Origin of the sequence: Streptomyces sp. NPDC017095 (genome assembly GCF_044332325.1) — a bacterium.
In the GTDB taxonomy this organism is placed as follows: Bacteria; Actinomycetota; Actinomycetes; order Streptomycetales; family Streptomycetaceae; genus Streptomyces.
On the sequence record NZ_JBIROU010000008.1, the window covers coordinates 211,424 to 237,339 of the forward strand.

Annotated in this window: 18 protein-coding genes; 11 read left to right on the forward strand and 7 right to left on the reverse strand. The window is 72.5% G+C overall.

All coding sequences use genetic code 11. The features are described from left to right. Nucleotides 1-61 precede the first annotated feature (61 nt). The 4 genes from ACH4OA_RS18020 to ACH4OA_RS18035 are packed head-to-tail and all read left to right on the forward strand — an operon-like array spanning nucleotide 62 to nucleotide 4,761. Nucleotides 62-1,204 (forward strand): polyprenyl synthetase family protein, encoded by a 1,143-nt coding sequence (locus ACH4OA_RS18020; RefSeq protein WP_397969728.1) that lies wholly within the window; start codon nucleotides 62-64, stop codon nucleotides 1,202-1,204. Continuing rightward, nucleotides 1,201-2,772, forward strand: coding sequence for a phytoene desaturase (locus tag ACH4OA_RS18025; protein WP_397969729.1), 1,572 nt, complete (start codon nucleotides 1,201-1,203; stop codon nucleotides 2,770-2,772). Before ACH4OA_RS18020 ends, ACH4OA_RS18025 begins: the two co-directional genes overlap by 4 nt. Next, nucleotides 2,759-3,754: a phytoene/squalene synthase family protein gene (locus tag ACH4OA_RS18030; protein WP_397969730.1), complete on the forward strand. Its 996-nt coding sequence runs from the start codon at nucleotides 2,759-2,761 to the stop codon at nucleotides 3,752-3,754. The genes ACH4OA_RS18025 and ACH4OA_RS18030 overlap by 14 nt, the downstream gene beginning before the upstream one ends. Continuing rightward, nucleotides 3,751-4,761 carry a DUF5914 domain-containing protein gene (locus tag ACH4OA_RS18035; RefSeq protein WP_397969732.1) on the forward strand — a complete coding sequence of 337 codons (1,011 nt, stop codon included), beginning with the start codon at nucleotides 3,751-3,753 and terminating at the stop codon, nucleotides 4,759-4,761. Before ACH4OA_RS18030 ends, ACH4OA_RS18035 begins: the two co-directional genes overlap by 4 nt. A gap of 39 nt (nucleotides 4,762-4,800) precedes the next feature. On the opposite strand, the gene ACH4OA_RS18040 is transcribed toward ACH4OA_RS18035, so the two are convergent. From ACH4OA_RS18040 to ACH4OA_RS18055, 4 genes are all read right to left on the reverse strand, one after another. Continuing rightward, entirely contained in the window at nucleotides 4,801-6,369 is a 1,569-nt protein-coding gene (locus ACH4OA_RS18040) for an FAD-dependent oxidoreductase (protein ID WP_397969733.1), read from the reverse strand. Between the two features lie 127 nt (nucleotides 6,370-6,496). After that, nucleotides 6,497-7,720, reverse strand: a complete 1,224-nt coding sequence (locus ACH4OA_RS18045; RefSeq protein ID WP_397946278.1) for a lycopene cyclase family protein — start codon at nucleotides 7,718-7,720, stop codon at nucleotides 6,497-6,499. Next, on the reverse strand, nucleotides 7,717-8,058 hold the full coding sequence (locus tag ACH4OA_RS18050) for a hypothetical protein (RefSeq protein ID WP_397969735.1): 342 nt from the start codon (nucleotides 8,056-8,058) through the stop codon (nucleotides 7,717-7,719). Before ACH4OA_RS18050 ends, ACH4OA_RS18045 begins: the two co-directional genes overlap by 4 nt. A 404-nt stretch (nucleotides 8,059-8,462) precedes the next feature. Then, nucleotides 8,463-9,464 (reverse strand): MerR family transcriptional regulator, encoded by a 1,002-nt coding sequence (locus tag ACH4OA_RS18055; RefSeq protein WP_397939027.1) that lies wholly within the window; start codon nucleotides 9,462-9,464, stop codon nucleotides 8,463-8,465. Between the two features lie 147 nt (nucleotides 9,465-9,611). Here ACH4OA_RS18055 and ACH4OA_RS18060 point away from each other — a divergent pair, with 147 nt between their 5' ends. The 3 genes from ACH4OA_RS18060 (at nucleotide 9,612) to ACH4OA_RS18070 (ending at nucleotide 13,614) form a co-directional block, all read left to right on the forward strand. Beyond that, on the forward strand, nucleotides 9,612-10,220 hold the full coding sequence (locus ACH4OA_RS18060; RefSeq protein WP_397946276.1) for an RNA polymerase sigma factor: 609 nt from the start codon (nucleotides 9,612-9,614) through the stop codon (nucleotides 10,218-10,220). Between the two features lie 363 nt (nucleotides 10,221-10,583). Further along, entirely contained in the window at nucleotides 10,584-11,300 is a 717-nt protein-coding gene (locus ACH4OA_RS18065; RefSeq protein WP_397946275.1) for a GNAT family N-acetyltransferase, read from the forward strand. 7 nt (nucleotides 11,301-11,307) lie between these two features. After that, nucleotides 11,308-13,614 (forward strand): Rv1355c family protein, encoded by a 2,307-nt coding sequence (locus ACH4OA_RS18070; RefSeq protein WP_397969737.1) that lies wholly within the window; start codon nucleotides 11,308-11,310, stop codon nucleotides 13,612-13,614. An 83-nt stretch (nucleotides 13,615-13,697) separates the two neighbouring features. Here ACH4OA_RS18070 and ACH4OA_RS18075 read toward each other — a convergent pair whose 3' ends face one another. Next, nucleotides 13,698-14,423, reverse strand: coding sequence for a dienelactone hydrolase family protein (locus tag ACH4OA_RS18075; RefSeq protein ID WP_365873690.1), 726 nt, complete (start codon nucleotides 14,421-14,423; stop codon nucleotides 13,698-13,700). Between the two features lie 542 nt (nucleotides 14,424-14,965). On the opposite strand from ACH4OA_RS18075, the gene ACH4OA_RS18080 reads away from it, so the two are divergent. Together ACH4OA_RS18080 and ACH4OA_RS18085 are read left to right on the forward strand one after the other, a co-directional pair. Further along, the gene (locus ACH4OA_RS18080; RefSeq protein WP_397939268.1) at nucleotides 14,966-16,156 is read left to right on the forward strand and encodes a cytochrome P450; all 1,191 of its coding nucleotides are present in this window, start codon (nucleotides 14,966-14,968) and stop codon (nucleotides 16,154-16,156) included. 138 nt (nucleotides 16,157-16,294) lie between these two features. Then, nucleotides 16,295-17,038, forward strand: a complete 744-nt coding sequence (locus ACH4OA_RS18085; RefSeq protein ID WP_397969738.1) for a dienelactone hydrolase family protein — start codon at nucleotides 16,295-16,297, stop codon at nucleotides 17,036-17,038. 178 nt (nucleotides 17,039-17,216) lie between these two features. Here ACH4OA_RS18085 and ACH4OA_RS18090 read toward each other — a convergent pair whose 3' ends face one another. Together ACH4OA_RS18090 and ACH4OA_RS18095 are read right to left on the reverse strand one after the other, a co-directional pair. Further along, nucleotides 17,217-20,102, reverse strand: a complete 2,886-nt coding sequence (locus ACH4OA_RS18090; RefSeq protein WP_397969740.1) for a GH32 C-terminal domain-containing protein — start codon at nucleotides 20,100-20,102, stop codon at nucleotides 17,217-17,219. A gap of 106 nt (nucleotides 20,103-20,208) precedes the next feature. Next, complete coding sequence (locus ACH4OA_RS18095; protein WP_397969742.1) at nucleotides 20,209-23,142, reverse strand: GH32 C-terminal domain-containing protein; 2,934 nt, start codon at nucleotides 23,140-23,142, stop codon at nucleotides 20,209-20,211. Nucleotides 23,143-23,411: 269 nt separating this feature from the next. On the opposite strand from ACH4OA_RS18095, the gene ACH4OA_RS18100 reads away from it, so the two are divergent. Beyond that, on the forward strand, nucleotides 23,412-24,446 hold the full coding sequence (locus ACH4OA_RS18100) for a LacI family DNA-binding transcriptional regulator (RefSeq protein ID WP_397969743.1): 1,035 nt from the start codon (nucleotides 23,412-23,414) through the stop codon (nucleotides 24,444-24,446). Between the two features lie 146 nt (nucleotides 24,447-24,592). Then, nucleotides 24,593-25,897, forward strand: coding sequence for an ABC transporter substrate-binding protein (locus tag ACH4OA_RS18105; RefSeq protein WP_397969745.1), 1,305 nt, complete (start codon nucleotides 24,593-24,595; stop codon nucleotides 25,895-25,897). Nucleotides 25,898-25,916: the final 19 nt, after the last annotated feature.

The window sequence follows — 25,916 nt, forward strand, 5'->3', positions numbered from 1 at the left end:
TGACAAGGCACCCGGCGGAAACAGTGCCGTGCGGATAACCAAGAGCGAGAAGGGGTTGTGCATGCCTGGACTGCCGTCGACGGTGGCCCCACCTGCCGGACTCGCCGACGACCCTCTCAGCGCGACCGACGCGGCGGGGGCGGTCGGCACAGTCCTCGAGCAGGTACTCCACGAACGACTGCGTCACTGTCGTAGCGTCGACGCCGTCTTCGCCCGGGAACTGGCCGACCACCTCGCCGCGCTGGCCGTGCGGGGAGGCAGACGCCTGCGCACCGCGTTCGCCCACTGCGGCTGGCGCGCCGCGGGCGGCTCGGGAGACGCCACCGCCGTCCTGCGCACGGGAGCCGCCCTCGAACTGCTCCAGGCGTGCGCCCTCGTACACGACGACGTGATGGACGGATCCGTGCAGCGACGGGGCGCACCGGCCCTGCACGTGCACTTCGCCCGCGCGCACTGGGCGAGGGGCATGCACGGCCGAGCGGAGTCGTTCGGCACGTCGGCCGCCGTGCTCGCCGGTGACCTGGCGCTGGCGTGGGCGGACGACCTGCTGACGGAGACGGCACTCGGCTCGCCGCACGGCTCGCGCCTGCACGAGGAGTGGCGGGCGATGCGCACCGAGATGGTCGCCGGGCAGTACCGCGACCTGCACGCCCAGGCCGCCCGGTCCTCCGATGCCGACGAGGCGCTGAGCATCGCCACCCTGAAGAGCGCGCTGTACACCGTCGCCCGGCCCCTCGCGCTGGGAGCGTCCCTGGCCGGAGCGGACGAGCACGTGCTGGACGCGCTGCGGGCGGCCGGCCGGTGCGCCGGGCTGGCCTTCCAGCTCCGTGACGACCTCCTGGGTGCCTTCGGCGACCCCGCGCTGACCGGCAAGCCGGCCGGCGACGACCTGCGCTCCCGCAAGCTCACCTACCTCCTCGCCGTCGCCGTCCGGCTCGCCGACGCCACCGGTGACCACCTGGCTGCCGCGGCGCTGGCTCCGGACGCGGACCCGAAGTCCGAGAAGGCCGTACGGCAGGTGCGGTCCGCGCTGCGGCGCACCGGCGCCCGGGACCTGGTGGAGGCCAGGATCGAGGAGCTGACCGACATGAGCCTCGCGCACTTCGAGCGCGCCGGCGCACGCTCCGCCGTGCGGCACGAGTTCGCCGCGCTGGTCTCGCGCGCGACGGGTGTGGCCCCGCGCCGTGCCGAGGAGGTCGCGTGAAGAGGGTGCCGGGGCCGACCGACCATGTCGTCGTGGTGGGTGCCGGGCTGTCCGGGCTGGCCTGTGCCCTGCACCTGCTGGGCGCGGGCCGCCGGGTCACCGTCGTCGAACGGGACGCCGGTCCCGGCGGCCGGGCCGGCCGGGTACGGCTGGGCGGCTACGAGCTGGACACCGGCCCCACGGTGCTGACCATGCCGCACCTGGCCGACGAGGCGTTCGCCGCCGTAGGGGACAGCCTGCACCGCCGCGTCGAGCTGACGGCCCTGGACCCGGCCTACCGGGCGTGCTTCGCGGACGGTTCCTCGCTCGACGTGCACACCGACGGCGAGGCGATGGAGGCGGAGGTGCGCCGCTTCGCCGGACCGGTCCAGGCGGCCGGCTACCGCGACCTGCGGCAGTGGCTGGAACGTCTGTACCGGGTCCAGATGCGCCGTTTCATCGACACGAACTTCGACTCGCCTTTCCAGCTGCTGCACCCGGATCTGGCCCGGCTGGCGGCGCTGGGCGGTTTCGGACGGCTGGACGGCCGCATCGGCCGCTTCCTCTCCGACGAACGCCTGCGCCGTGTCTTCTCCTTCCAGGCGCTGTACGCCGGGGTGGCCCCGGCCCGCGCCCTCGCGGCCTACGCGGTGATCGCGTACATGGACACCGTGGCCGGCGTCTGGTTCCCCAAGGGCGGGATGCACGCACTCCCCCGCGCCATGGCCGACGCGGCGGCGGAAGCCGGTGCCGAGCTGCGCTGGAGTGCCGATGTCCGCACGCTGGAGCGCTCCGCGGGCCGGGTACGGGCCGTCCGCCTGGCCTCCGGCGAGCGCATCCCCTGCGACGCGGTGGTGCTCACGTGCGACCTGCCGGCCGCCTACGGGCTGCTGGGGCGGGCGCCCCGGCGGCCGGCACCGCTGCGCCACTCACCGTCCGCCGTGATCCTGCACGCGGGAACCGACCGCACCTGGCCGCACCTCGCCCACCACACCCTCTCCTTCGGCGCGGCGTGGCAGCGCACCTTCGACGAGCTGACCCGCACGGGCGAGCTGATGAGCGACCCCTCTCTGCTCATCACCCGTCCCACCGCGCACGATCCCGCCCTGGCACCGCCGGGACACCACCTGCACTACGTCCTCGCCCCCTGTCCGAACACAACCGTCGGTCCCCCGGCCGCCGCGTGGCGGGACCTCGGCCCGCGCTACCGCGACCGGCTGGTGGGTGAACTGGAGCGCCGGGGCCTGGACGGGTTCGCGGACAGCATCCAGGAAGAGCTTCTGGTGACGCCGCTGGACTGGGCGGGGCAGGGCCATGCCGCCGGCAGCCCCTTCTCCGTCTCCCACACCTTCGCCCAGACCGGACCGTTCCGCCCGCGCAACCTCGTCAGGGGGCTGGACAACGTGGTGCTCGCCGGCTGCGGTACCACTCCGGGCGTCGGCGTGCCGACCGTGCTCATCAGCGGCAGACTCGCCGCCGCGCGCGTCACCGGCGGCACCGGTACCCGGCGCGCACGGACGGCGTCGCCCCCGGCCGCGGCCGGCGCATCGTCCGTCCCGGCCCGGGCAGGTGCCGATGACCCGTCGTGAACTGGACGCCGCCGGGATCACCGATCCCGCACTGCGCGCCGCCTACACCCGGTGCCGACGGCTCAACGCCCGTCACGGCAGGACCTACTTCCTGGCCACCCGCCTGCTGCCCCTGGAACGCCGCTCCGCCGTGCACGCCCTGTACGGTTTCGCCCGCTGGGCGGACGACATCGTGGACGACCACGACCGCCATCGCGCGCCCGAGGAGCGCGACCGGCTGCTGGGACGTCTGGAGAGCGACCTGGCCGACGGACTGCGCACCGGCACGGGCGACGAACCGGTGGTCCGGGCCCTCGCGGACACCGCCGGCCGCTATGGCATCGATCACGCCCTCTTCGCCGACTTCCTGTCCTCGATGCGTGCCGACCTGACCGTCACCCACTACCCCACCTACGCCGATCTGCAGGGGTACGTACACGGTTCGGCGGCGGTGATCGGCCTGCAGATGCTGCCGGTCCTCGGTACGGTCACGGCCCGGGAGGAGGCGGCACCGCACGCGGCGGCGCTCGGTGTGGCCTTCCAGCTCACCAACTTCCTGCGGGACGTGGGCGAGGATCTCGACCGGGGCCGCGTCTACCTGCCCGGCGATCTGCTGGCCGCGCACGGTGTGGACCGGCCCCTGCTGGAGTGGAGCCGGCGCACCGGGCGGCGCGATCCCCGGATCCGCGCCGCCCTCGTCGCGGCGGAGGCCATGACACGGGACGTGTACCGGACGGCGGAACCGGGCATCGCGATGCTCGATCCCCGGGTACGTCCCTGTATCCGTGCCGCGTTCACCCTCTACGGCGGGATTCTCGACGCGATCGCCGAGCAGGACTACACCGTGCTGCATCGCCGTGCGGTGGTGTCGCGCCGGCGTCGGGCGGCCACGGCCGCGGCCGGTGTGCTGCGCGTGGCCGGCGCCCGGTGGCGTGCTCGCGCCGCGCACCGAGCGGTCCCGGCGGGTGGTCCGGCGGTCGAGTGGAAGGAACCGGTGCGGTGAGCGGTCGAAGGGACGGCGGGCGCTGGTCGCCGCCGTTGCGGCGGCGGAGGTCCGGTGGGGACTGGGCGGCGCAGACACCGACCTGGCGCCAGGCGCGTCCGGCGCTCATCGCCGACGCGCTCGGTCGGGCGTCCGCCCGCCCGTCCGGCAACTGGTTCGTGGTGGGTGCCTCCCGGAACGTGCGCGCGGAGGACCGCCCGTACGGCCGGACGGTCGGTGGTGTGGAGGTCGTGCTGTGGCGCTCCGAGGACGGCGGGCTCCATGCCGGTTCGGGCGTCTGCCCGCACCTGGGCGCTCCCCTGCGCGACAGCCGGGTGGTGTGCGGCGCACTGGTGTGCCACTGGCACGGGCTCGTCCTGGACGGTTCGCCGTCCGCCGGGTGGCATCCGTTCCCGGTGCACGACGACGGCGTGCTCGTCTGGGTGCGGCTGGACGCGGTGGGCGGCGAGGAGCCCACCGAGCGGCCTGTCGTGCCCGCCCGGCCGGCGCGGGGCCGCGGGGTGGACGCGGTGTTCACGGCGGTGGGGCGGTGCGAACCGCAGGACGTGGTGGCCAACCGGCTCGATCCGTGGCACGGCTCGTGGTTCCACCCGTACTCGTTCGTCGACCTGTCGGTGGTGCGGGAGCCGGCGGGCGGCGAGGACGACGCCTTCGTCGTCGACGTCTCCTTCCGGGTGGCGGGGCGGTTCGTGGTGCCGGTGCGGGCCGAGTTCACGGCGCCGGAGCCGCGCACGGTCGTCATGCGCATCACCGACGGCGAGGGCGCCGCATCCGTGGTCGAGACCCACGCGACACCGCTGACCGGGCCCGGTCACGAGCGTCCGCGCACCGCCGTGGTGGAGGCGGTCGTCGCCGCGTCGGACCGGCCCGGCTTCGCCCTGGCGCGGGCCGCCGCCCCCGTGCTGCGCCCGCTGATGCGCCGTACGGCCGGCCGCCTGTGGCGCGACGACCTGGCCTACGCCGAGCGGCGCTATACGCTCCGCAGCATCGGGCGGTTCCCCGGCTGAGCGCAGCACCGGGCGGTTCCCCGGCTGACCGGGCACCGGTCAGCGAGACGAGCGGCGCCCCGCGACGGCTCCGAGGGCCCGGAGCCAAGGTGAGCGGCCCGCCCGGGGAACCGTCCACAGGACCTGGCCGCGCACCCCCCGGTCGGCGAGCAGGGCGTTCGCGGCCAGGAAGCCCGTGGTGGCGGCCCGTTCCATGAGGGCGACGGGCAGGTCGCAGCGGATTGCGTCGCCGGCCAGGGTCAGCCACGGGTGCGGGGTGCGCACCGTGGGGCGCCGGCGGTGGGAGCCGGCCTCGAAGAGCGGACAGTCCGAGCGCCACTCGTGCCGGGCGTCGACGACGCGTGCCTCGCGGGTCTCCGGGTACACCTGGTGCAGCCGGTCGACGAGCATGTCCTGCACCTCCTTCGGTTCGGCCGACGGGGCCACGGCGTAGGCGTGCAGTTCCACGACCGAGCCCCCGGTCCGCGCGGCCCAGCGGGCGGCCTCGCCCTCGTACCGCTCCAGGACGCTGATGTTGTCGAGCCCGCCGTAGCCGCTGGTGCCGAGGAATCCGGGCCGGTCGGCACGGACCGGCCGGTCGAGCCAGAGCCGGGAGACGAGGAACGGCGGTGCGGTGCGCAGGGCCGCGATGTCCTCGCACCAGCCGGGCGTGCCCAGGCCGGGTGACGCGCCGACGACCCGGCGCAGGCTCCCGGGGTCGAGGGCGAGCACCACGGCGTCGTGGCGCCCGGCGCCGGTGTCGGTGTGCACGTGCGCTCCGCCGTCGCCGAGGGGGAGCACGCCGTGGACCGGGGTGCCGGTGCGGATGTCCACGCCGAGGCGCTGGAGGTAGTCGCCGAGCGGGTCCCAGAGCGCCTGGGGGAAGGGTTCGCCGGGCACGTCGAAGAGCAGTCCCTCGGCCGATCCGAGGAAGTAGATGTGGAACATCAGCAGCAGTTCGGCGGCGGACAGCGTGCGCGGGTCGGCGAAGAAGCTGCGGGAGAACACCTCGAACGCCAGGTGGTGCGCGGCTTCCGGGAAACCCACGCCGTCCAGGAAGCCGGTCGCGGTGACCTCGTCGAAGCGTTCGTACACCTCGGGCACCCGCACGTCGAGCAGGGGCAGTGCCGCCCGGGCGTCCATGGCGGCGAGGTCCCGCCAGCCGAAGGTGGGGCTGAGGGCGACGAAGCCGAGCGCGCTGAAGGGCGGCGTTCTCGGGACCCGGGCGAAGCTGTCGGTCAGGCCGCCGCTGTGCCGCAGGGGGTAGTCGGGCAGCGCCGTGAGCCGCGCGAGGGCCGGGTCGGTACGGCGCAGCAGGCCGCGCAGGTTGTAGTACTGGCGGAAGAAGGCGTGGAACCCGCGGGTCATGGTCACGGTGGAGCCGTCCGCCAGCCTGGTGGGCCGGCCGGAGAGCCGGCCGCCCAGTGCGTCCTCTTTCTCGTACAGGGTCACGCGGGCACCGCGCTCGGCCAGCAGGGTGGCCGCGGCGAGACCGGCGATCCCGCCACCGACCACCGCGACGGACGGCTCGTCCCCGCGCTGGAACCGGTCCCTGCCGGGTGGCGGGGCCAGCACCTCGGCCTTGCGGTCGCGGCCTCGCCGGGCGGCAGCGGTACGACGGACCGTCATCGGACTCCCTCCCGGCGGGCCGGGCGCGCGAGGCCGGTGCGGCGGCCGGGGTGGGAAGCGGTGAGGCGACCGCAGGCGCAGACGGCGTGGTCGAGGACGCGGGCCGGGTCGTGCTCGCGCAGGAGGCTCATCGGTGATCGTCTCCGGTTCGTGCGAAGGGCTGGGAGCGTCGGCGGACGAAGGGCAGTTCGGCGGCCGTGCGAAGCATCGGCAGGACCGGGGTGCACAGCCCGATGTGCCACTCCTCCCGCAGGGAGGTGGCGCCGTCGAGGAAGCGCAGCAGGCGCTCGGCCGGGACCCGGCGGAACAGGTCGGTGAAGAAGCGCGGGCCGTCGACGCGCCCGGTGTCCAGGGCGCGCAGCAGGACCGCGTCCATGGCCGAGGCCCTCCGCCCGTGGGGTGGGGGGATGGCGGTGCGCCCGTCGAGCAGGGCGGCGGCGATGGCTCTGCTCTGCCGCTGCACCGCCGCGAAGGTGTAACCGGTGGCCGCACGGGTGGCGCCCCCCGCGGTTCCGATACGGAAGTGGGCGGGACCGGCCCGTCGCGGAAAGCGGGCGTCGGTCATGGGGATGACCCCCTGCTCCGGCCGTTCCACGGTGAGCGCGCCGAGCCCGAGGATGTCCCGGCAGTAGTGCCGCAGAGCCGATTCGTACGCCTCGGTGGTCAGCGCGCTGCCGGAGAACCCGGTGTATTCCACGAGCGCCCGGTCCGGCGCCAGCGGCAGGACGTACCCGAAGGCGAGTCCGTGCGCCGGCTGGGGAACCCGGAAGTCCATCAGATCCGCGACCGAGGGATCGAACCGTTCGGTGGCGGTACGTACGAACCAGCCGCGGAAGTGCTGCAGCCACCGCGTGCGGGCCGGCGGCAGGACAGGCAGCGGCCGCGAGTCGAACACCCGCCGGGCGCGCAGCGTCAGGGACCAGCCCCCGGGCAGCGTGCACCGGACCTCCGCGCCTGCGGACCCACCGCGCACACCGCGTACCGACTCCACCGTCGCGCGCAGGAGACGCCCGCCGTCCGAGCGGGCCAGGCGGCCGTGGACCAGCCGCTCGAAGTCGGCGGAGCGCACCATGCGGTAGGTGAACGGGGCGGGTCGGACAACGACCGGCCGCCCGTCGGTGCCGTGCAGACGCAGCACGGACCAGGACGCGCCGACCGCCTCTTCCAGGCCGTCGGCGCCCGCTGCCCAGTAGCACCAGGTCCGTTCCGCGGGGCGGAGCGGACCGTCCGGCGGCTCGACCACGGTCACCGTGGCGGCGCCGTTCTCCGTCAGCCGGTGGGCGAGGCTGAGACCGGCCGCGCCACCACCGATGACGATCACGTCGGAGTCGTCGGCGGGGCGGGGCGTCACCGGGCTCGCCGTTCGGCGCCGGGGCTTCGGCCGGGGCCCGGGCGCGGCGGCTCGGCGCCGGTCTCCTCTGCCGCGCCGAAGGTCACCGGCCCGGACACGACGACGACGGCGTCCAGCCCCTGGCGGGCTGCCGCCGCTGCCTGCCCGGCCCGGGCGCACGCCCCGGGATCGCGGGCGTCGAAGCCGGCGGCCGGGGCACCGGAGTGCGCCCGCACGGTGTGGGCCAGACGGTCGCGTCCGGCGAGGGCCACCCGGGCGCCCCGGCCGGCCGGTTGGGCGGTGATCGCACCGCCCAGCGCTCCCGTGGCACCGGCCACCAGGACACGGGCACCGCTCACTTCCACGCTTCACCCCTCGATACGGCCAACAGGTCCATCCGATCGTCACTGCTTCGCGTCCGAGGCCGTCCGCGGATGCGGCCGGACACCGCTTCGGCCCACGGCGTCGCTCCTTGCCCCTGGTCGGCGACCACTTCCCTTGTCCCCGGTCGGCGACCACCTCGCGCGCGGCGCGCGCCCGGCGACCCCATGGCGCCATGCACCGGACCGGTCGCCCGGTGGTCCCGCACACGTGTCCTCGACCGGTACCCCGGAACCAGCGGGTACGGACCCGTGCCGCAACGTGGCGCGGAAGCAGCGCTCGCCCGGGGACGAACGACGCGGCCGCGACCGCTGGTCCAGCGGACCGTGTTCCCCGGCCGCTGCCCAGGCGCCACGACCGGGTGCCGTCCGACGGCACCATGTCACGAGCAGGCCGACGACTCCAGAGCGGCGACCGCCTCGGCGAGTCCCGCCGGACGCGCCAGCCCCGCCACCGCCTGTCCCGCCCAGCCGGGTCCCAGCGTCAGCACGACCGGCCTGCGGCGGGCACCGCGCACTCCCCACTCCATGGCCGCGACGTGCTGGGCCAACGGCCGGCTTGCGGTGGTACGGGACTGCGCCCACAGCCCGACCGCGGCCGGCCCGGTCCTGCGCACGGCCGCGACGAGCGACTCGACGGGCAGGGCACCGCCGAACATGCGCACCGGAACGCCGCGCTCCGTCAATGCCGCGGCCAGCACCTCCAACGGCAGGGTGTGGTTCTCCCCCGGCACGCAGGCGAGCACCGTGGTGGCACCGGCACGGGCGGCGACCGTGGGGGGCGTGGCGCGTCGCAGCGCCCCGGAGACGTGCCAGGACAGGAAGTGCTCGACCTCGACGTACTTCTCGCCCGACGTCTCCCACTTGCGGCCGACGGCTTGGAGCGTCGGCACGATCACCTCGGTCCAGGCGACGACCAGTCCGTGTTCGGCGATCGCGGCGAGCAGCAGTTCGTCCAGCGCGGCGGCGTCCAGGCGCAGGGCGGCCCGGGCGATTCCCCGGCATTCCTGGCGTACGTCACCGAGCCGCAGGCCGCTCCCCGCCCGGCTGCGGGCCCGGACCGAGGCCCGCTGTGGCCCGGCGGTCCGTCGGGGTCGGGTCGCCGCCGGTGATTCCCCGCTCAGCGCGAGCCGTGCGGCCTCGGCCGGGGGCAGCCCTGTCGCCGTCAGCGCGCACATCCGCTCCAGCCGCGCAACGTCCCGGGCGGTCCAGCGCCGGTGCCGGCCGCCCGTGTGCGCGTCGGGCCCGAGGCCGTACCGGCGGTCCCATGTGCGGACCGTGGTGGGGGCCACCCCCAGGCGCCGGGCCACCTCGCCGGTGGTCAGTCCCCCGTCGCCGTACGGGCGGTCGCGGTCCTCACCGTCCTCCTCGCCAGACTCGCTCATGCGGCCACTGTACGACGCACAAACGACGCATGTTGATCGCGTCGTTCCGGCGTTCCAGACTCCAGGCACGCGGACGGCGGACCGGCGGACCCGCCCTCCGGGCACGCCCTTTCGTCCCCGGCGACGCACGGCAGGAGGAACGCGCTCATGAACACGACCACGCGACCGAGTGCCGCTCCGGTCCCGCCCGCGGCGGAGACGCGGCGCGAGGAGGACCTCGCCCGCGGCCTCGTCGCCGCCGACGAGGAGGCGTTCGCGGCCATCTACCGGCGCTGGGGACCGCTCGTCCACACCATGGCCACCCGGTCCCTCGGCGACACTCACGAGGCCGAAGACGTGACGCAGCAGGTCTTCATCGGTGCCTGGGGCGGGCGGCACGGCTTCCGCCCGGAGCGGGGCGCACTCGGTGCCTGGCTGGTCGGCATCGCACGCCGCAAGATCATCGACGCGCTGGCCGCCAGGACGAGGCGTCTGGCCCTCGTCGACTCGGCCACCCACGAAGCCGCGCCCGCCCGGCTCGTCCAGGAGATACCGGGCGAGGTGCTCGACCGCGTGCTGCTCGTCGAGGCCCTGTCCCGGTTGCCGCACGCACAGCGCGAGGTGCTCTGCATGGCGTTCTACGAGGACCTGACCCAGGCCCAGATCGCTCAGCGCACCGGTGTGCCCCTGGGGACGGTGAAGAGCCACGCCCGCCGCGGCCTGCACCGGCTGCGCCTGGCCGTCGACCTCGGCGACGCGCACGGAACGGGAAGCTGACCGAGCCGAAGAAGCGACACCGTACGTACCCGTATTCACAAGAAACGATGCGCCGCAGAAGGAAAAACCAAGCGCGAAGTAATGCGGTATCGACCGAAGGCGTCCCCACCCTGAGCGTCAATGGGGGTTGAAAATCACCCATTGGACAGGGTGGCGGGTAACCGGATCATTTTTCCGATACAGGCAGATCGCCGGAATCGCGACACCCATTCGTGGATTACGTTCGAAGATCCGCTCCGGAATGTGTACGCATGGCGCGCAGACCAAAAATCAAGTGGCAGCCCAGGAGGCGCCCGGTATCTTTTGATGCCGTCCGCAGCCACATCCACGATCCAGAGCCGACCCGACCCACAAGGATCCCTGATGTATCTCCGGCTACACGACGCGCAGTTCGACGACCCCGCCTACGACACCTATCTCGAAGCCCAGCAGCGCGCTTACTCCGCACCCGGCTACGAGACGCTGACGAAGTACGGAAGCACGGACCCACGCACCACTCGCGATCCGTTGAGTTACCTCGCTGTTTTCGACGAGACGGCAGGCGACGGGGACGAGAGGCCCGTCGGAGGTATCCGCATCCACCGGAAAATAGCGGGACAGCTGCCGTCGGAGATACACCTCGCGAGCCAGGACTTCAACGATGCCGTGGCGGACGAAGTCGCCGCCGGCGAGTCGGTGGCCGAGATTTGCGGCATCTGGGTGGACGAGGAGTGGAGGGGCCGCAACCTCGCGTCCCTGCTGTGCTTCACCTCCGTCGTGGCGGCGCAGCGACTGGGGGCGACCGTGATCTGTGGCAGCGGCCCCACGGAACGCATCAGGGGATACGAACGGTGCGGTCTCCGTTTCCGGCATGACCGCCCCCTGCACGACCGCCCGTTCCCGGGCATCACGGCGTACTACTCCATCAACCGGGCAGAGGCCATCCGCCATCGCGAGGAGCGACTGGCCGCTGCGGCGGAGCTGCTGGACCGCGCACTGGACGAAGCGCCCCTCATCCCCACCGACGTGGTCCGCGCCGTAGCCGGGCGACTCGGCCTCGGGCACTCCACCGCCCCGGCATCCGCAGGCAACGCGCGTTAGGAGAGCAATGAACCTGGAAGCGCTTCTCGGCAGCCTCGCCCAGACCGCCGGCGACATGGTTCCCTGGCGACCGACGCTGTACGCAGCGGCCGATCCCGAGCAACGTTCCGCCCTGACAGAGCTCCTCGAAAGCGGTGTGGTCACCTCCGTCCACGACACGTGCGCCGACCAGCTGGCGGAGCTCCTGTCCGCCCGGCGCCCCGACTGGCGGCCGGACGCCGACGAGTTGGCCTCCGCGGTCACCGACCACCTCGGCGGCAGGTCCCCGGCGGAGTACGGCACCTGGGCGTGGTACGCCTGGTCGCGGCAGCTCGTCCACGTCCTGCCGCCGGACGAGCACCGCGAGCTGCGTCAGTCCCGCAACCGCTACAAGATCACCGCGGAGGAGCAGGACCTCCTGTCACGGAAGACCGTGGCCGTGGTCGGCCTCTCCGTGGGCGCCGCAAGCGCGGTCACGCTCGCGCAGGAGGGCGTGGGCGACCGTTTCCGGCTCGCCGACTTCGACCACCTGTCCCTCTCCAACCTCAACCGGCTCCGCGCCTCGGTCGCCGATGTCGGCCTGCCCAAAGTCGTCATCGCGGCACGGCAGATGTACGAGATCGACCCCTACCTCGACATCACCGTCTGGCCGGAGGGACTGACCGAGGAGAACACCGACGCCTTCCTCGCGGGCGGTGGCCGCACCGACCTCCTCGTCGAGGAGTGCGACGACATGTTCCTCAAGGTCCACGTCCGTGAACGCGCCCGCGCGCTCGGCATCCCCGTCCTGATGGAGACCAACGAGCGCGGCATGCTGGATGTGGAGCGGTTCGACCTCGAACCCGAACGTCCGCTGCTGCACGGCCTTCTGCAGGGAGTGGGGGCCGCCGGAGTCAAGGCGATGTCGACCCGCGAGAAGCTCCCGCACCTGCTCCGCATCCTCGGCCAGGACGAGCCCTCCGAGCGTCTGGTCTCCTCCCTCGTCGAGACGGGCAAGACCATCTCCTCATGGCCCCAGCTCGCCTCGGGAGTCAGCCTGGGCGCCGCGCTGGTGACGGATACCGCCCGCCGCCTCCTCCTCGGTCAGTTCACCGCCTCGGGACGGTACTTCGTCGATCCCGGCACGCTGATCCGCGAGGGCGCAGAGACCGTCCTGACACCACCGGAGCCCCCGTCCGAGCCCGCCGCGGAGGAGACTTCCGCTCCCCTCCTCCTGCCGCCGGCCGGCAGCGCCGGCGCCACCCTGGGCGAAGAGGGCATCCGCCGCCTGGTCGCCCACGGCATCCAGGCGCCGTCCGGCGGCAACAGCCAGCCCTGGCAGTTCACCGCCCACGACGAGGTGGTGGACTGCCGCGTCGACGCCGCGCAGCCGCAGACCTTGCTCGACTTCGAAGGCCGCGCCACCCATCTGGCCATCGGCGCGGCGGTGGAGAACATCCACCTCGCGGCCCAGGCCTCGGGCTGGGCCTGCCAGGTGCGGTACTTCCCCGCCCCGGCCGACCCCGGCCTGGTCTGCCGGCTCACCTTCTCCAGCGCGCCCGACCTCCCGCGCCCGGCACTCTTCGACTGGATCGAGCACCGCACCACCAACCGCAGTCCCGGCCCCGCTCGCCCGCTCCTCGAGTCGCACGCCGCAGCGCTGACGGACTGCGCCACCGAGAGCGGCGCCCGGCTCCATCTCGTCACCGACCGCGACCAGTTGGACGAGATGGGCCGGGTCCTGGGGGCGGGCGACCGGCTGCGGATGCTGTCCCCGCACCTGCACCGGGACATGATGAACGAGTTGCGCTGGGACCCCGAGGAGGCGCGGCGCACGCGGGACGGCATAGACGTGGCCACTCTGGGGTTCGACGACGTCGATCTCGCGGGCCTCCGTCTGGCACGCCAATGGCGCGGTCTGGCTTTCGTCCGCCGGATCGGCGGCGGCAAAGCCTTCGAGGAGAGCGCCGCGAAGGCCCTCGCCGCCTCGTCCGCCGTCGGCTGCCTCACCATCCCGGGCAAGGGCCCTCACGCCTTCGTCGACGGCGGCCGCGCCCTGCAACGGCTCTGGCTCACCGCTACTTCCCTCGGCTTGGGATTCCAGCCCCACACCTCGCTGCTCTACCTGTTCGCCCGCCTGGCAGGTGGCGGCGAGACCGGACTCGACGCCGCCGAGACCGACGTTCTGCGCACGCTGCGCACCAGGTTCACCGCCCTCGTCCCCGGCAGGCCGGACGAGGCCGAACTCATGCTCTTCCGGCTCTCCTACGCGTCGCCGCCAACGGTCCGCTCACTGCGCCGCCCCGTCGACTCGGTGCTTCGCTTCGAAGGGCCGCCTTCGCGGAGCAGGGCGTGACATGGCTCCGGCACGGCCGCGGAACGCTGCGGGTGATCTTCTCGCCGGCCGGTGCGCAGCCCCGGCCGGTACTCCCGGATGCATCACACCGTTACGGGCACACACTCGTCGAGCAGACCGACGACGTCACTCCAGGCACGTCGCGCGTGCCGGGGGTGGTGGCCCACTCCGGGGCGCACGCGCTGGTTCACCGGGGGATGGTGGAAGGCGTGCAGAGCACCGCCGTAGATTACGAGACGCCAGTCGACTCCCGCGGCCAGTATCTCGGCGACGAAGGCCTCCCGTTGCGCGGGCGGCATGATCGGGTCTTCCGATCCGACCCCCGCCCACACGGGGCAGCGGATGCGCGCCGCCTCGCCCGGTCGGCCCGTGGTCAGGGCGTTGACCGTCCCGATCGCCCGCAGATCGACACCGTCGCGCCCGAGTTCCAGCCCGATGGCGCCCCCGGTGCCGTAGCCGATGACGGCGATCCGGTCGGGGTCGGTCCGCGGTTCGGCGCGCAGCACGTCGAGCGCCGCGTGACCGATATGCCGCATCCGGTCCGGATCCGCGAGCAGGGGAGTCACCCGGGCCATCATCTCGTCGGGGTCGGTGAACCACCGGCCGCCGTGGATGTCGAAGGCGAACGCCACGTACCCCAGCTCGGCCAGGGCGTCGGCCCTGCCGCGCTGGAAGTCGTTCAGTCCGGTCCCCTCGGGCCCCACCAGAACTGCGGGCCGACGGTCGGCGCCGGCCGGGAGCGCCAGGTGCCCGACCATCGTCAGACCGTCGGCCGGGTAGGCGACCGAGCGTGTGGTAACCGTGGTCATGGGAACGGACTGTAGCTAGCTCCGGGCCGGGACGACCGGACCGACAGCGCCGACCGGAACACCGCTGCCACCTCTCTGAAGTGCGGCGATGGGCCGATAGGCCGCCCGATCTCGGTCCCGGTATGTCACCGGCATGGAGTAAAGCCCCGATTGACCCTATATAAGGAAAGCGAGGAGAGGGGACGACCTCAGCACCCTTCTCCCCGCCGGAATGCGCCGCCGCACCGCCGACCGCGACTGGCTCACCGGCTACCGGCTACCGGCTACCGGCTACCGGCGAGTTGATCACCGCGATCCGGCACGGCTGCCGCCGATTCCAGCACCGGCACGGCTCCCGCATTTCAAGGTCAACAGCAAGAAGGGCAAGGTAGTTGTGCGGGTAACAGTGCGGGATTAGAGTGAGCGGCCGTGCTCGGAGTGATCGGCGGGGGCCGGTTGACCCGGGCCTGAGGGAAAGGGATTCCGTCGTGACCGAGACCCAGAAAGCCGCCGCCGATCCCGCGATACCCGACCCAACCGACGGGCTCGACAGCCCCGGCGACATCGAAGTGCTCGCCTCGCTCAGCCCCGACTTCGTCGCCGACCCGTACGTCGCCTACGCGCTGCTGCGCGAGCGCGGTCCGGTGCACCAGGTGATCACACCCGACAGGGGCCGGGTGTGGCTCGTGGTCGGGTACGAGGCCGCGCGCGAGGCCTTCAGCTCCCCGAAGCTCAGCCGGGACTGGCAGCGCGAGTGGCGGCAGGCCGGCTGGACCCCGCCGTACGCCCTGAACATGCTCGGCAGCACCAACATGCTGATGAGCGACCCGCCCCACCACACCCGGCTGCGGAAGCTGGTGGCGCGGGAGTTCACCGCCCGGCGGGTCGAGAAGATGCGCGAGCGCGTCCAGGAGATCACCGACGAGCTGCTGGACCGTATGACGGCGGACGGAGCGCGCCGCGCCGACCTCATCGACGCGTTCGCCTCCCCGCTCCCCATGATCGTCATCTGCGAACTGCTGGGCGTGCCCAACCTGGACCGCGCCGCCTTCCACGCCTGGTCCAACGAGACCCTCGCGCCCACCAGCCCGGAGGCGGAGAAGGAGGCGTACGAGCACGTCATGCCGTATCTCACGGGGCTCATCGCCGCCAAGCGCGAGAACCCCGGGGAGGACCTGCTCAGCGCCCTCGTCCACACGGTCGACGAGGGCGGCGACCGGCTCACCGAGGAAGAACTGCTCTCGCTGGCCTTCCTGATGCTCGTCGCCGGACACGAGACGACGGTCAACACGATCGGCAACGCGGTGCGCGCGCTCCTCGCCCACCCCGAGCAACTGGCGGCCGTACGGGCCGATCCGGCCGGGCTGGCGGCGGGGCTGGTGGAGGAGACGCTGCGCTACGACGGGCCGGTGGAGACCACCACGCCGCGCATCGCCCTGGAGGAGACCGAGATCGGCGGCGTACGGGTGCCGCGCGGTGCCATCGTGCTGATCGCCATGGCCGCCGCGGACCGCGACCCGGCGCGCTATCCCGAGCCGGACCGCTTCGACGTACGGCGCGACGCCCAGGGCCACACCGCCTTCGGATACGGGGTCCACTACTGCCTGGGCGCCCCGCTCGCCCGCCTCGAGGCCGAGGTGGCGCTGCGCTCGCTGCTGGAGCGCTGCCCGGACCTGGCGGCGGACGGGGAGCAGGGCGAGTGGCTTCCGGGGATGCTGATCCGGGGGGTGCGGACGCTGCCGGTGCGGTGGTGACACGCCCGCCGCGGGCGGGCCGAGGGGCGGGTGAGCGCTCGCGGCACGCCGTTCGCGCGGGTCGGCGGGGACTGTGGGCGGCGGGGGCCGCACGGTCCGCAGCGCCGCGACCCGCACTCACCCTCCGGGAGAAGCACCATGTCCGCTGCTGAAGCCGTTGACCTGAGCAGCCTGAGCGCCCCGGCCGGGGGCTCGCAGCGGCTGAAGGGGCACCTCACCCGGCCGGATGGCCCGGGACCCTGGCCGGGCGTGGTCATCGCGCACGAGGTACTCGGCGTCGACGACGTCATGCTCCGCCAGGCCGAGCGCCTGGCCGGCGCCGGGTACCTCACGCTGCTGCCCGACCTGTTCACCGAGGGCGGCGCACGGCGCTGCCTGATCCCCACGATCCGCGCGGCCCTGTCCGGGACCGGGCGTGCCTACCAGGACCTGGAGGCCGCCCGCTCCTTCCTGCTGTCCCGGAGCGACTGCACCGGCGCGGTCGGCATCATCGGCTTCTGCATGGGGGGCGCGTTCGCTTTGATGACGGCCGGACGTGGTGGCTACGACGCGGCGTCCGCCAACTACGGACGGCTTCCCAAGGACCTGGACGTCCTCGCCGACGCCTGCCCCGTCGTCGCCAGCTACGGCGGGAAGGACCGCACCCTGAAGGGGGCGGCCGGCCGGCTGAGCGCGGCCCTCGAACGTCATGGGGTCGTGCACGACGTCAAGGAGTACCCGCAGGCAGGCCATGCCTTCCTCAACGACGCCGAGGCCGGTCCCAGGCCGCTGCGTCCCTTGTTCCGTGTCCTGGACATCGGCCCGGACCCGGACGCTTCGGCGGACGCCTGGCAGCGCATCGAATCCTTCTTCGCCACCCACCTTCACACTCCCCGCACCTGAGCCGCCATCACCTGAGCGGTTCACACGACGCAGACCGCCCGCCCTGGGAGACAGTGCCCCGGGGCCCGCATGCCCGCGGACAGCGCAACCAGCCATGCGCCGGCCCGGCCCGCGGCGGAATCGCGGACCGGGCCGGCGGGGGTGTGGGCGCCCGGGGCCGTCGGACAGGGCGGCTGGGTCAGTCGGTCATGTTGCCCATCTTCCAGACGGTCATGGACTTGACGACACTGCCGTCGCCGAAGAGGCGCAGGCCGAGGGAGTCCTGACGGAAGGGGTAGGCGCGGGTGGTGAGGGACTTGTGGTCGTTCGCGTACGCCTCGACCATCGAGCGGTCGACGAACACGTCCAGCGTCAGGATGCCGTTGGCAAGGGTCAACGGGCCTTGGTCGACGCCGAAGTTCGGCTCGGCGCTGGAGTTGTTCCCGGAACGCGTCCGGTCGACACCCAGCTGTCCTGCGGGAGCGTCGTAGAACAGGCGGGTCCGTTCCTCGTCGCCGGGGCTGCGGAGCACGTCGAGTCCGAACGTGGCGGCGGTGCCGCGTTCCATCGTCAGCTTGATGTGGAGCATGTCTCCCTTGATGGCGGCCAGGCGGGTGTTGGCGTCGGTGAGGGAGGTCGGGGCGCTGATGTCCAGGAGGGGTGCGCCGGTGTGGAGGCGCGAGACCTCCTCCGCGGGGCGGAATCCGAGGTCGCCGTCGGGACGCATGGACAGTTCGATGGGCAGGCCGGCGTTGTGGGCCCAGCCGGCGTCGTAGTGGGCGCGTTCGGTGCGACGGTCCTGGGCGATGCTGAAGACGAGGGAGCGTCCCTTGTCGTCCACCGTTCCGCTGGGGCCGGTGAAGTGGTCGCCGTAGTCCATGAGCCGGGGCTCGGTGGTGTCGGGGGTCCAGCGGCGGCCCTGGGCGTCCCAGGTGCCGACCCAGTAGTAGACGTACTTGCTGCTGTACTCGCCGGGGCCGGCGGGGAAGGCCGGGTTGACGAGCAGGGCCCGGCGCTCGCGGCCCTGGGCGTCCTTGCCGATGGGCAGGAAGGTGGGCAGCTCCCAGACCTGACCGGTCTTGGGGTGAGCCGCCACGTCACCGACCATCAGGGGGCCGGAGTAGGTCCAGTCGGTGAGGTTCTTGGAGGTGTAGAGGAGGGCGGTGCCGCCGATGTCCCTGCCGTCGGTGGTCTGGACGCCGGAGCCCATCAGCTGGAACCAGGTGTCTTTCTCCTTCCAGACGAAGGGATCGCGGAAGTCGCCGAAGCGGACCTTGCGTCCGGCGCCGACGTTCAGGTCGGTGGTCTGGCTGGTGACGAGGGTGGGGTGCATCTTCCACTCGACCAGGTCGCTGTCGCCAGGGTCGACGGGGCGGGCCAGCCCGGTCGCCTGGTTGGGGCGCTGTGAGTCGTTGCCGGCCGTGAAGAGCAGGACGGGCACGCCGTTCTCGTCGTAGGTGGCGTCACCGGACCAGACCCCGTCGGGCGCCACGCTGTCCTCGGTGGGCGCGAGGGCGACGGGCAGGTCGCGCCAGTGGACCAGGTCCTCGCTCACGGCATGTCCCCAGGCGATGTTGTGCCAGTAGGGGCCGTGGGAGTTGTGCTGGTAGAAGAGGTGGTACTTGCCCTTGTACTGGATGGGGGCGTGGGGTTCGTTCATCCAGTGGTTCGGGGCGGTGAAGTGGTAGCCGGGGCGGTAGCGGTCGCCGTCGTAGCGCGAACGGTCCATCTCCATCCGGGCCTTGGGGATGGTGCCGCCCGCGAAGGTCTGCACGTCCTTCTGGTGTCCGGCCGTGACCGATGCCGGGGTGAGGGCGCTGTCGTGGATCTTCACCTCGTCGATGAGGCCGTTGAACATGTTGACGGCGAAGGTGCCGTTGATGATGGCGGGCTGGTTGTGGCGGCCGATGATCAGGGGAACGTCGGCCTTGGCCAGCCGTGCGCTGGTGGGGATGGTGGTCTGGGCGACCTGCTGGCCGTTGAGGAAGAGCCTGATCGCTCCCTCGCCGGGAGCGAAGACGGCGGACAGGTGCGCCCACTTGCCCGTGGCCAGGGCCGCCGGCTTGGGGACGGTCACCTCGTACCAGGCGTCGCCGGTTCCGATGCCGAACTGCCACCTCCCGTGCCGGCCGACGCCGAGGGAGAAGCCCCGCCTGGCCGCCTTGTCCTGCTGGTTGACGACGGCGGACGGCTTGCCGTCGTCTCCCCACTCGAAGGCGCGCGGTGCGACCCACGCCTCGACGGTCAGGCCGTCCGTGGGCAGTTGCGTCTGTGACGCGGCGCGGGTGACCCAGGTGGAGTAGCCGTCGAACAGCAGGGCGCCGGAGAGCACGCCGTCGGCCTCGTCCTTCGGGCGCCAGAGCGGGTCGCTGTCGGGCTTGTACTGCGCGTCGTTGAAGACGTAGCTGATGGGATCGGCGGCCTGGCTGACCTTTTCCCTGGTCGTGGTGCCCTTGCCCTCACTGAAGTCCCAGTGGGCGGCGAGTCCCCGCTGGGAGGCATCGGGTGCGGGGTCGGTGCCGACGTGGACGTCGTCGAGGTTGATGTGGCCCCAGCCGCCGGTGGCCTTGTCCACGACGGTGACGCGCAGCTGCTCGCCGAGGTGCTCGCGGGCGTCCCAGGTGACGCGCCGGTACGCCTCGTCATCGGTGCCGGTCGCCTTCTGCAGGACCGTTCCGTCGAGGGTGGTCAGGGCGGCGTAGAGGTCGCTCTCGTTGCGCCCGCCGGAGACCAGGACGCTGACCATGCCGCTACCGGTCAGGGTGAACGGCTCGGACGTCACCGTGCCGGTGGCGGCGTCGCCGCCCGCGGCGAATCCCCACAGGTGGTAGGAGCCCGCCTGGTTGAAGCAGCAGCCCCAGCCCCAGCCGGTCTTGTCCGTGACGGCCCCGGTGAAGGCGGTGCCGGTGGTGGTCCAGCCGCTGAGATCGCCGGACTCGAAGCCGGGGTTCGACAGCGCGGTTCCCGTCGCCCTGGCGGTATGCGCCATCAGGGGCGACGTCAGGCCGAGACATACGGCGAGCGCGAGCAGCAGCCGCAGCAGACTGCTTCTGGCAGCTGGTCTCGATGGTGCACGGGTTCGCATACGAACCTCCGTCGGTGTGGGATCGGTTGCTCGGGCGGAGCGGTACGCCGTCCCCGGGGCGCGGCACGGCCCGGGGACGGCGCGTGCGTGGGGCGGGGCCAGGGGTTCAGGAGCGCCGGACGGGGACGTTGACGTCGGCGACGTTGAGGTGGCCCCAGCCCCCGTCGGCCCGGTCGGCGACCTCGATGTGGATGCGGTCGCCGATGTGGGCGGAGAGGTCGAAGACGACACGGCGGTACTGCTCCGTGTTGCGGCCGGTGGCCTTGGCCAGCACCTTGCCGTCGTCGGCGCGGACGGCGGCCACGTAGAGCCGGTCGAGGTCGTCGCCGCCGGACACGAGCAGGTCGACCACGCCGTCTCCGCCGAGGACCACGGTGGTGGAGCGCAGGACGCCGGTGGCGAAGTCGCCGCCTCCGGAAGGGCTGAAGCCCCACAGATGGTGGCCGGCCGGGTCGTCTTCGGTCTCGGCCTGGTAGAAGGGACCGCCCCAGCCCCAGTCGGTGCGGGTGGTGACGCCGGCGTCGCTGAAGGTCGTGCCGGAGACGACGGTCCATCCGGTGAGGTCACCGGTGGCGAAGTCGTGGTTGGGCAGCCCGTCGACGTTCGTCGGCCGCGGCGGGTCGTACGCGGCGGGCGCGACCGGTGCGTCGTAGGCGCCGTTCATCCGCCAGACGTCCAGGGACACGACGTGGGCCGATCCGCCCTCGCTGGTCAGGCGCAGGCCGGTGGCGTCCTCGCGGGTGGGATAGACGCGGCTGGTGATGCTGTGGGTGCCGTTGACGTACGCCTCCAGCATCGAGCGGTCGAGCAGGACCCTCAGGGTGAGGAGACCGCCGTCGAGTTCCACGCTGCCGCCGTGGACTCCCTTGCGGACGTCCGGGTCGAGGCTGGAGCGGCCGCGGTCGATCAGGAAGCGGTGTTCGTCCGTGTCGTAGGTCAGCAGGGTCTGTTCGGTGCCGTCGGCGCAGGCCCGGACCGCCAGGGTGATGGTCCGGGCGCCCCGGGGCTCGATGACGGCCTGGATGTCCAGCAGGTCGCCGCAGACCCCGGCGAGCCGCCGGTTCGCTTCCGCCGCCGAGGTCTGCCGGATGCGGGCCAGCCGAGGGCCCCGCAGACCGGTGGCCTCGGCGATGGGCTCGACCCCGAGGGTGCCGTCCTGGCGCAGCGAGAGGGACACGGGCATGCCGGCGTTGTGGGCCCAGCCGGACTGGGCGTGCTGCTGCTCGGTGCGGCGGTCCTGGGTGATGCTGAAGACCACGGAGCGGCCGTCGGGGGTGACGAAGCCGGACGGGCCGGTGAAGTGCTCGCCGAAGTCGAACTCACGGGGCTTGTGGTGGTCGGGCACGAAGCGGTGCTCGCGCTTGTCGAAGGTGCCGATCCAGTAGTACGTGTGCTTGACGGCGTTCGGGTTGAACCCCTCCCACCACGGACAGATCAGCAGGATGTGCTTGCCGGTGCGCCGGCCGCGGGGGCCGGGGAGCGGGAGGAGCACCGGCAGCTCCCACACCTCACCGGGCTCGGGCAGGGTGGCGAGGTCGTTCCAGTGCAGCGGTCCCTTGCAGGTCCACGGGCCCTCGGGCCGGCGGGCGGTGTGGAGGAGAGCGGTTCCGCCGTGCTTGCGGGTGACCCGCGTGCCGTCGTAGTCGACGATGCCGCTGCCGACGAGCTGGTACCAGACGCCGTCCTCCTCCCAGACGAACGGGTCGCGGAAGTTCTCCGCCCAGGCGGTGCCCGGGCCGGCCGGCAGACCGGCCGGTGCTTCGGTGACCGGCTCGGAGCGCATCGTCCAGGTGGGCAGGTCGGTGTCGCCGTCCGCCTGGTAGGTGGACACGGCGAGCCCGGTGCGCTGGCGGTAGGGCAGCCGGTCGTCGCCGCCGGTGAAGAACAGGACCGGTCCGCGGTCGCCGTCGACACAGGCGGAGCCCGACCAGATGCCGTCCGGGCCGGCCGAGTCCGCGGCGGGGGCGAGGGCGAGGGGGAGGTCGCGCCAGTGGACCATGTCGGTGCTGACGGCGTGGCCCCAGTGGATCTGGCCCCAGAACGGTCCGAGCGGGTCGTGCTGGTAGAAGATGTGGTACTTGCCCTTGAAGTACACCGGCGCGTGCGGCTCGTTCATCCAGTGCCAGGGCGACAGCATGTGGAACTGCGGGCGGTGCCGGTCGCCGTCGTAACGGGACCGGTGGGGGGCCAGGTCGGGGCGGGGCACGCGGTGACCGGGCAGCGCGGCGACCTTCTCGGCGTGCTCGCGCCGGGCCGTCGCGTCGTCCAGGGTGCCCGGGCGGATCACGAGGCTGTCCATCAGGCCCATGTACATGTTGGCGTGGAACTCGCCGTTGAGCAGGGTCGGGCGGTTGTGCTTCCCGATGAGGAGGGGTTCGCCGGGCGCCGGTTCGGGAGCCGTGTCCGGGGTGGTGGCGGTGCCGATCAGACGGCCGTCGCGGTACAGGCGCAGTTGATGGGCGGCGGGGTCGTAGGTGGCCGCGACGTGGCTCCACCTGCCCTTCGCGGCCGGCCGGCCCGCATCCCCCTTGAGCTCGATCAGGTCGGTGCCGAAGCCCAGTTGGAAGACGATCTGCCCGAAGCGGCGCAGTCCGAGCAGGAAGCCCGTCCTGGCTCCCGGGTCATGCTGATTGACCAGGGCCTGGGGCTTGCCGTCGATGCCGTGCTCGTAGGCGTAGGGGGCGATCCACACGTCGATCGTCATGCCGTCGGCGAGGTCCAGCCCGCCTGGCCCTTCGGCGGTGACGTAGGTGGAGTAGCCGTCGAAGTACAGGGCCCGGCCGCGTACGCCACGGCGGCGTACGGGGTCGCTGTCGGGCTTGTAGCGGGCGTTGCCGAAGACGTAGCCGACGGGGGTGGCGGAGCCGGAGACCGCCTCGCGGGCGACCGTGCCGGTGCGCTCGTCGAAGTCCCAGCGGGCGGTCGGCTGTCGGGGTCCGGTCCGACTGCCCGCGGTGGCGAAAGCGGGGGCGAACGAGAGCGGCACGACGGCGCCGCCGACTGCGGCGGATACGACCCCGAGGGCGGTTCTTCTCCTCATGCTGGCTCCTGGGCTGCGTGACGGACGGCGACCTGGCGGCCTGCCAATTCGATTTAGGTGATGGATCGGCATGCTTCGGGCGCCGTCGCCGCTAAAGCAAGAGCTAACGCAGGCGAATCTCAACTCCGCCTTGTATAGCCAGGTGTAAATCACCACATACAGAGGCCGTTACGCAGGCGAGATGTCCGAGGTGTTGACAGCGCATGACGAGTGACGCACTCTCATCGCATCCTGCTAATCCGATTTAGCCGAGCGGAGTTGATCCCCCGATGTCCGAACGCCGCGTGACCATGGCCGACGTCGCCCGCGAGGCGGGCGTATCGCCGACGACCGCGTCGTTCGCCCTGTCCGGCCGCACCGACATGCGTATCTCCGACGCCTCCCGGGACCGGGTCCTGGAGGCTGCCAGGCGGCTGGGCTACCGTCCGAACGTCACCGCACGCAGCCTCCGGACGAAGTCGACGCAGACCATCGGACTCGTCTCGGACCGGATCACCACCACGCCGTTCGCCGGCGACGTCATCCGCGGCGCCATGGAGGCCGCCCGCGAGCGGGACCACCTGCTGTTCATCACGGAGGCCGACGGCGACCGCGCCGCCGAGTCGTCCCTGGTCCACGCACTGCTGGACCGCCAGGTCGACGCGGTGATCTACGCGGCCATGTTCACCCGGTACGTCACTCCCCCCAAGGAACTGTTCGGCCGCCGCGTGGTCCTGCTGAACTGCCTGGCCCCGGGGTTCGACGCCCCCTCCGTCGTCCCGGACGAGCTGGAGGCCGGCCGGGACGCGGCCCGCGCCCTGCTCGCGGCCGGCCACACCCGGGGCATCTGGGCGATCGGCGGCCACCAGGCCGTCCCGGCCACGCCCGAGGGCATCATCGCCGGCAACGAGCGCATGCGCGGCCTGGAGGAGGTGCTCCGCGAGGGCGGCGCCCACCTGGACGGCGTCATCGAATGCGACTGGGACACGCTGGACGGCTACCGGGAGGTGACCGCCCTGCTGGCGGCGGGGACCCGGCCCCGGGCCTTGGTGTGCCTGGCCGACCGGGTGTCCTTCGGCGCCTACCAGGCGCTCGGTGAGGCGGGGCTCTCGGTGCCCGGCGACGTGTCGGTGATCTCGTTCGACGACCAGGACATCGCCTCCGTGCTGCGGCCGGCGCTCACCACGCTGAAGCTGCCGCATTACCAGCTCGGACGCCTCGCCGTGGAGCTGATCCTGCGCGGCGGGCCGCTCGAACCGGTCGTCCACCGTGTGCCGATGCCGCTGCGGGAGCGCGCCTCCTTGAGCGCGCCGGCCGGGAAGTGACACCGGTCGCCCGAAGACAGTCGTCCCGCCGCCCGGACGGTGACACCGGTGCGGGCGGCGGGACGACCACCAAGAACAGCGACCGACGCAACCGGTCGCCATGGGCGGGTCCGGCAAGACCCGCCTCCGTGAGATGGAGGAACCTCGTGGTGTTCAGAACAAGGCGCCTCGCGCTGGCGAGTGTAGCCGCCGTGGCGGCGACCGCGCTCGTCGCCGGGTGCGCGTCCGGCACTGGCGGCAGCTCGTCCGGGGCCGACGGCGACACGCTGACCCTGTGGACGCACAACGCCGGCAACTCGGCCGAACTGGACGTCGTCAAGAAGATCATCAAGGATTTCAACGACTCCCAGAGCAAGTACAAGGTCGAGCTGCAGTCGTTCCCGCAGACCGACTACAACAACTCCGTCGTGGCCGCCGCCTCGGCCCGCAGACTGCCCTGCCTGCTCGACGTCGACGGACCCAACGTGGCGAACTGGGCCTGGGGCGGCTACCTGGCCCCCATCGACGTCACCGGCAGCGAGGTGCCGGTGAAAGACCAGCTCGCCAGCACCGTCGGACACTACAAGGACCAGCTCTACTCCTTCGGCTTCTACGACGTCTCCCTGGCCTTCTTCGCCCGCAAGTCCGTCCTGAACAAGCACGGCATCCGCATCCCCACCATGGCCGAGCCCTGGACCAAGGACGAGTTCGACGCCGCGCTGGCCAAGCTGAAGAAGAGCGGCGAGTTCGCCTACCCACTGGAGATGGGCACCGGCGGCAGCGGCGAGTGGTGGCCGTACGCCTACTCCCCCCAACTGCAGAGCTTCGGCGGCGACCTGATCGACCGCAACGGCTACAAGACCGCCTCGGGCGTCCTGGACGGCAAGGGCTCCGTGGAGTGGGGCGGCTGGTTCCGCTCGCTGGTGGCCAAGGGGTACATGGCGAAGAAGTCCGGGGCCGACCCCAACAAGGACTTCCTGGCCGGCAAGAGCGCCATCCAGTGGGACGGCAGCTGGAACGCGGCCAAGAACGCCCGGAAACTCGGTGACGACCTGGCGGTCATCCCGCCGGCCGACTTCGGCAAGGGGCCGAAGATCGGCGGCGCCTCCTGGCAGTGGGCCATGAGCTCCACCTGCTCCAACAAGACCGGCGCGCAGGAGTGGCTGAGGTTCTCCCGCCAGACCAAGTACTTCGTCGACTACGCCAAGGCCACCAGCACCATCCCCGCCACCGACGCAGCCGCGCAGCAGATCGTGGACTACCGGCCGGGCGGCAGGTTCGAGGTGCTCGTGCGGTTCGCGCGCACGTACGCCACGGTGCGCCCGGTCACCCCGGCCTACCCGTACATCTCCACCGAGTTCCAGAAGGCGGCCCAGGACATCCTGGCCGGCGCCGACCCCGCGGACGCCCTCGGTCAGGCCGCGAAGAACATCGACAACAACCTGAAGACGAACAACGACTACGCAGGCTGACCCGCCCCGGTCCGGTGCG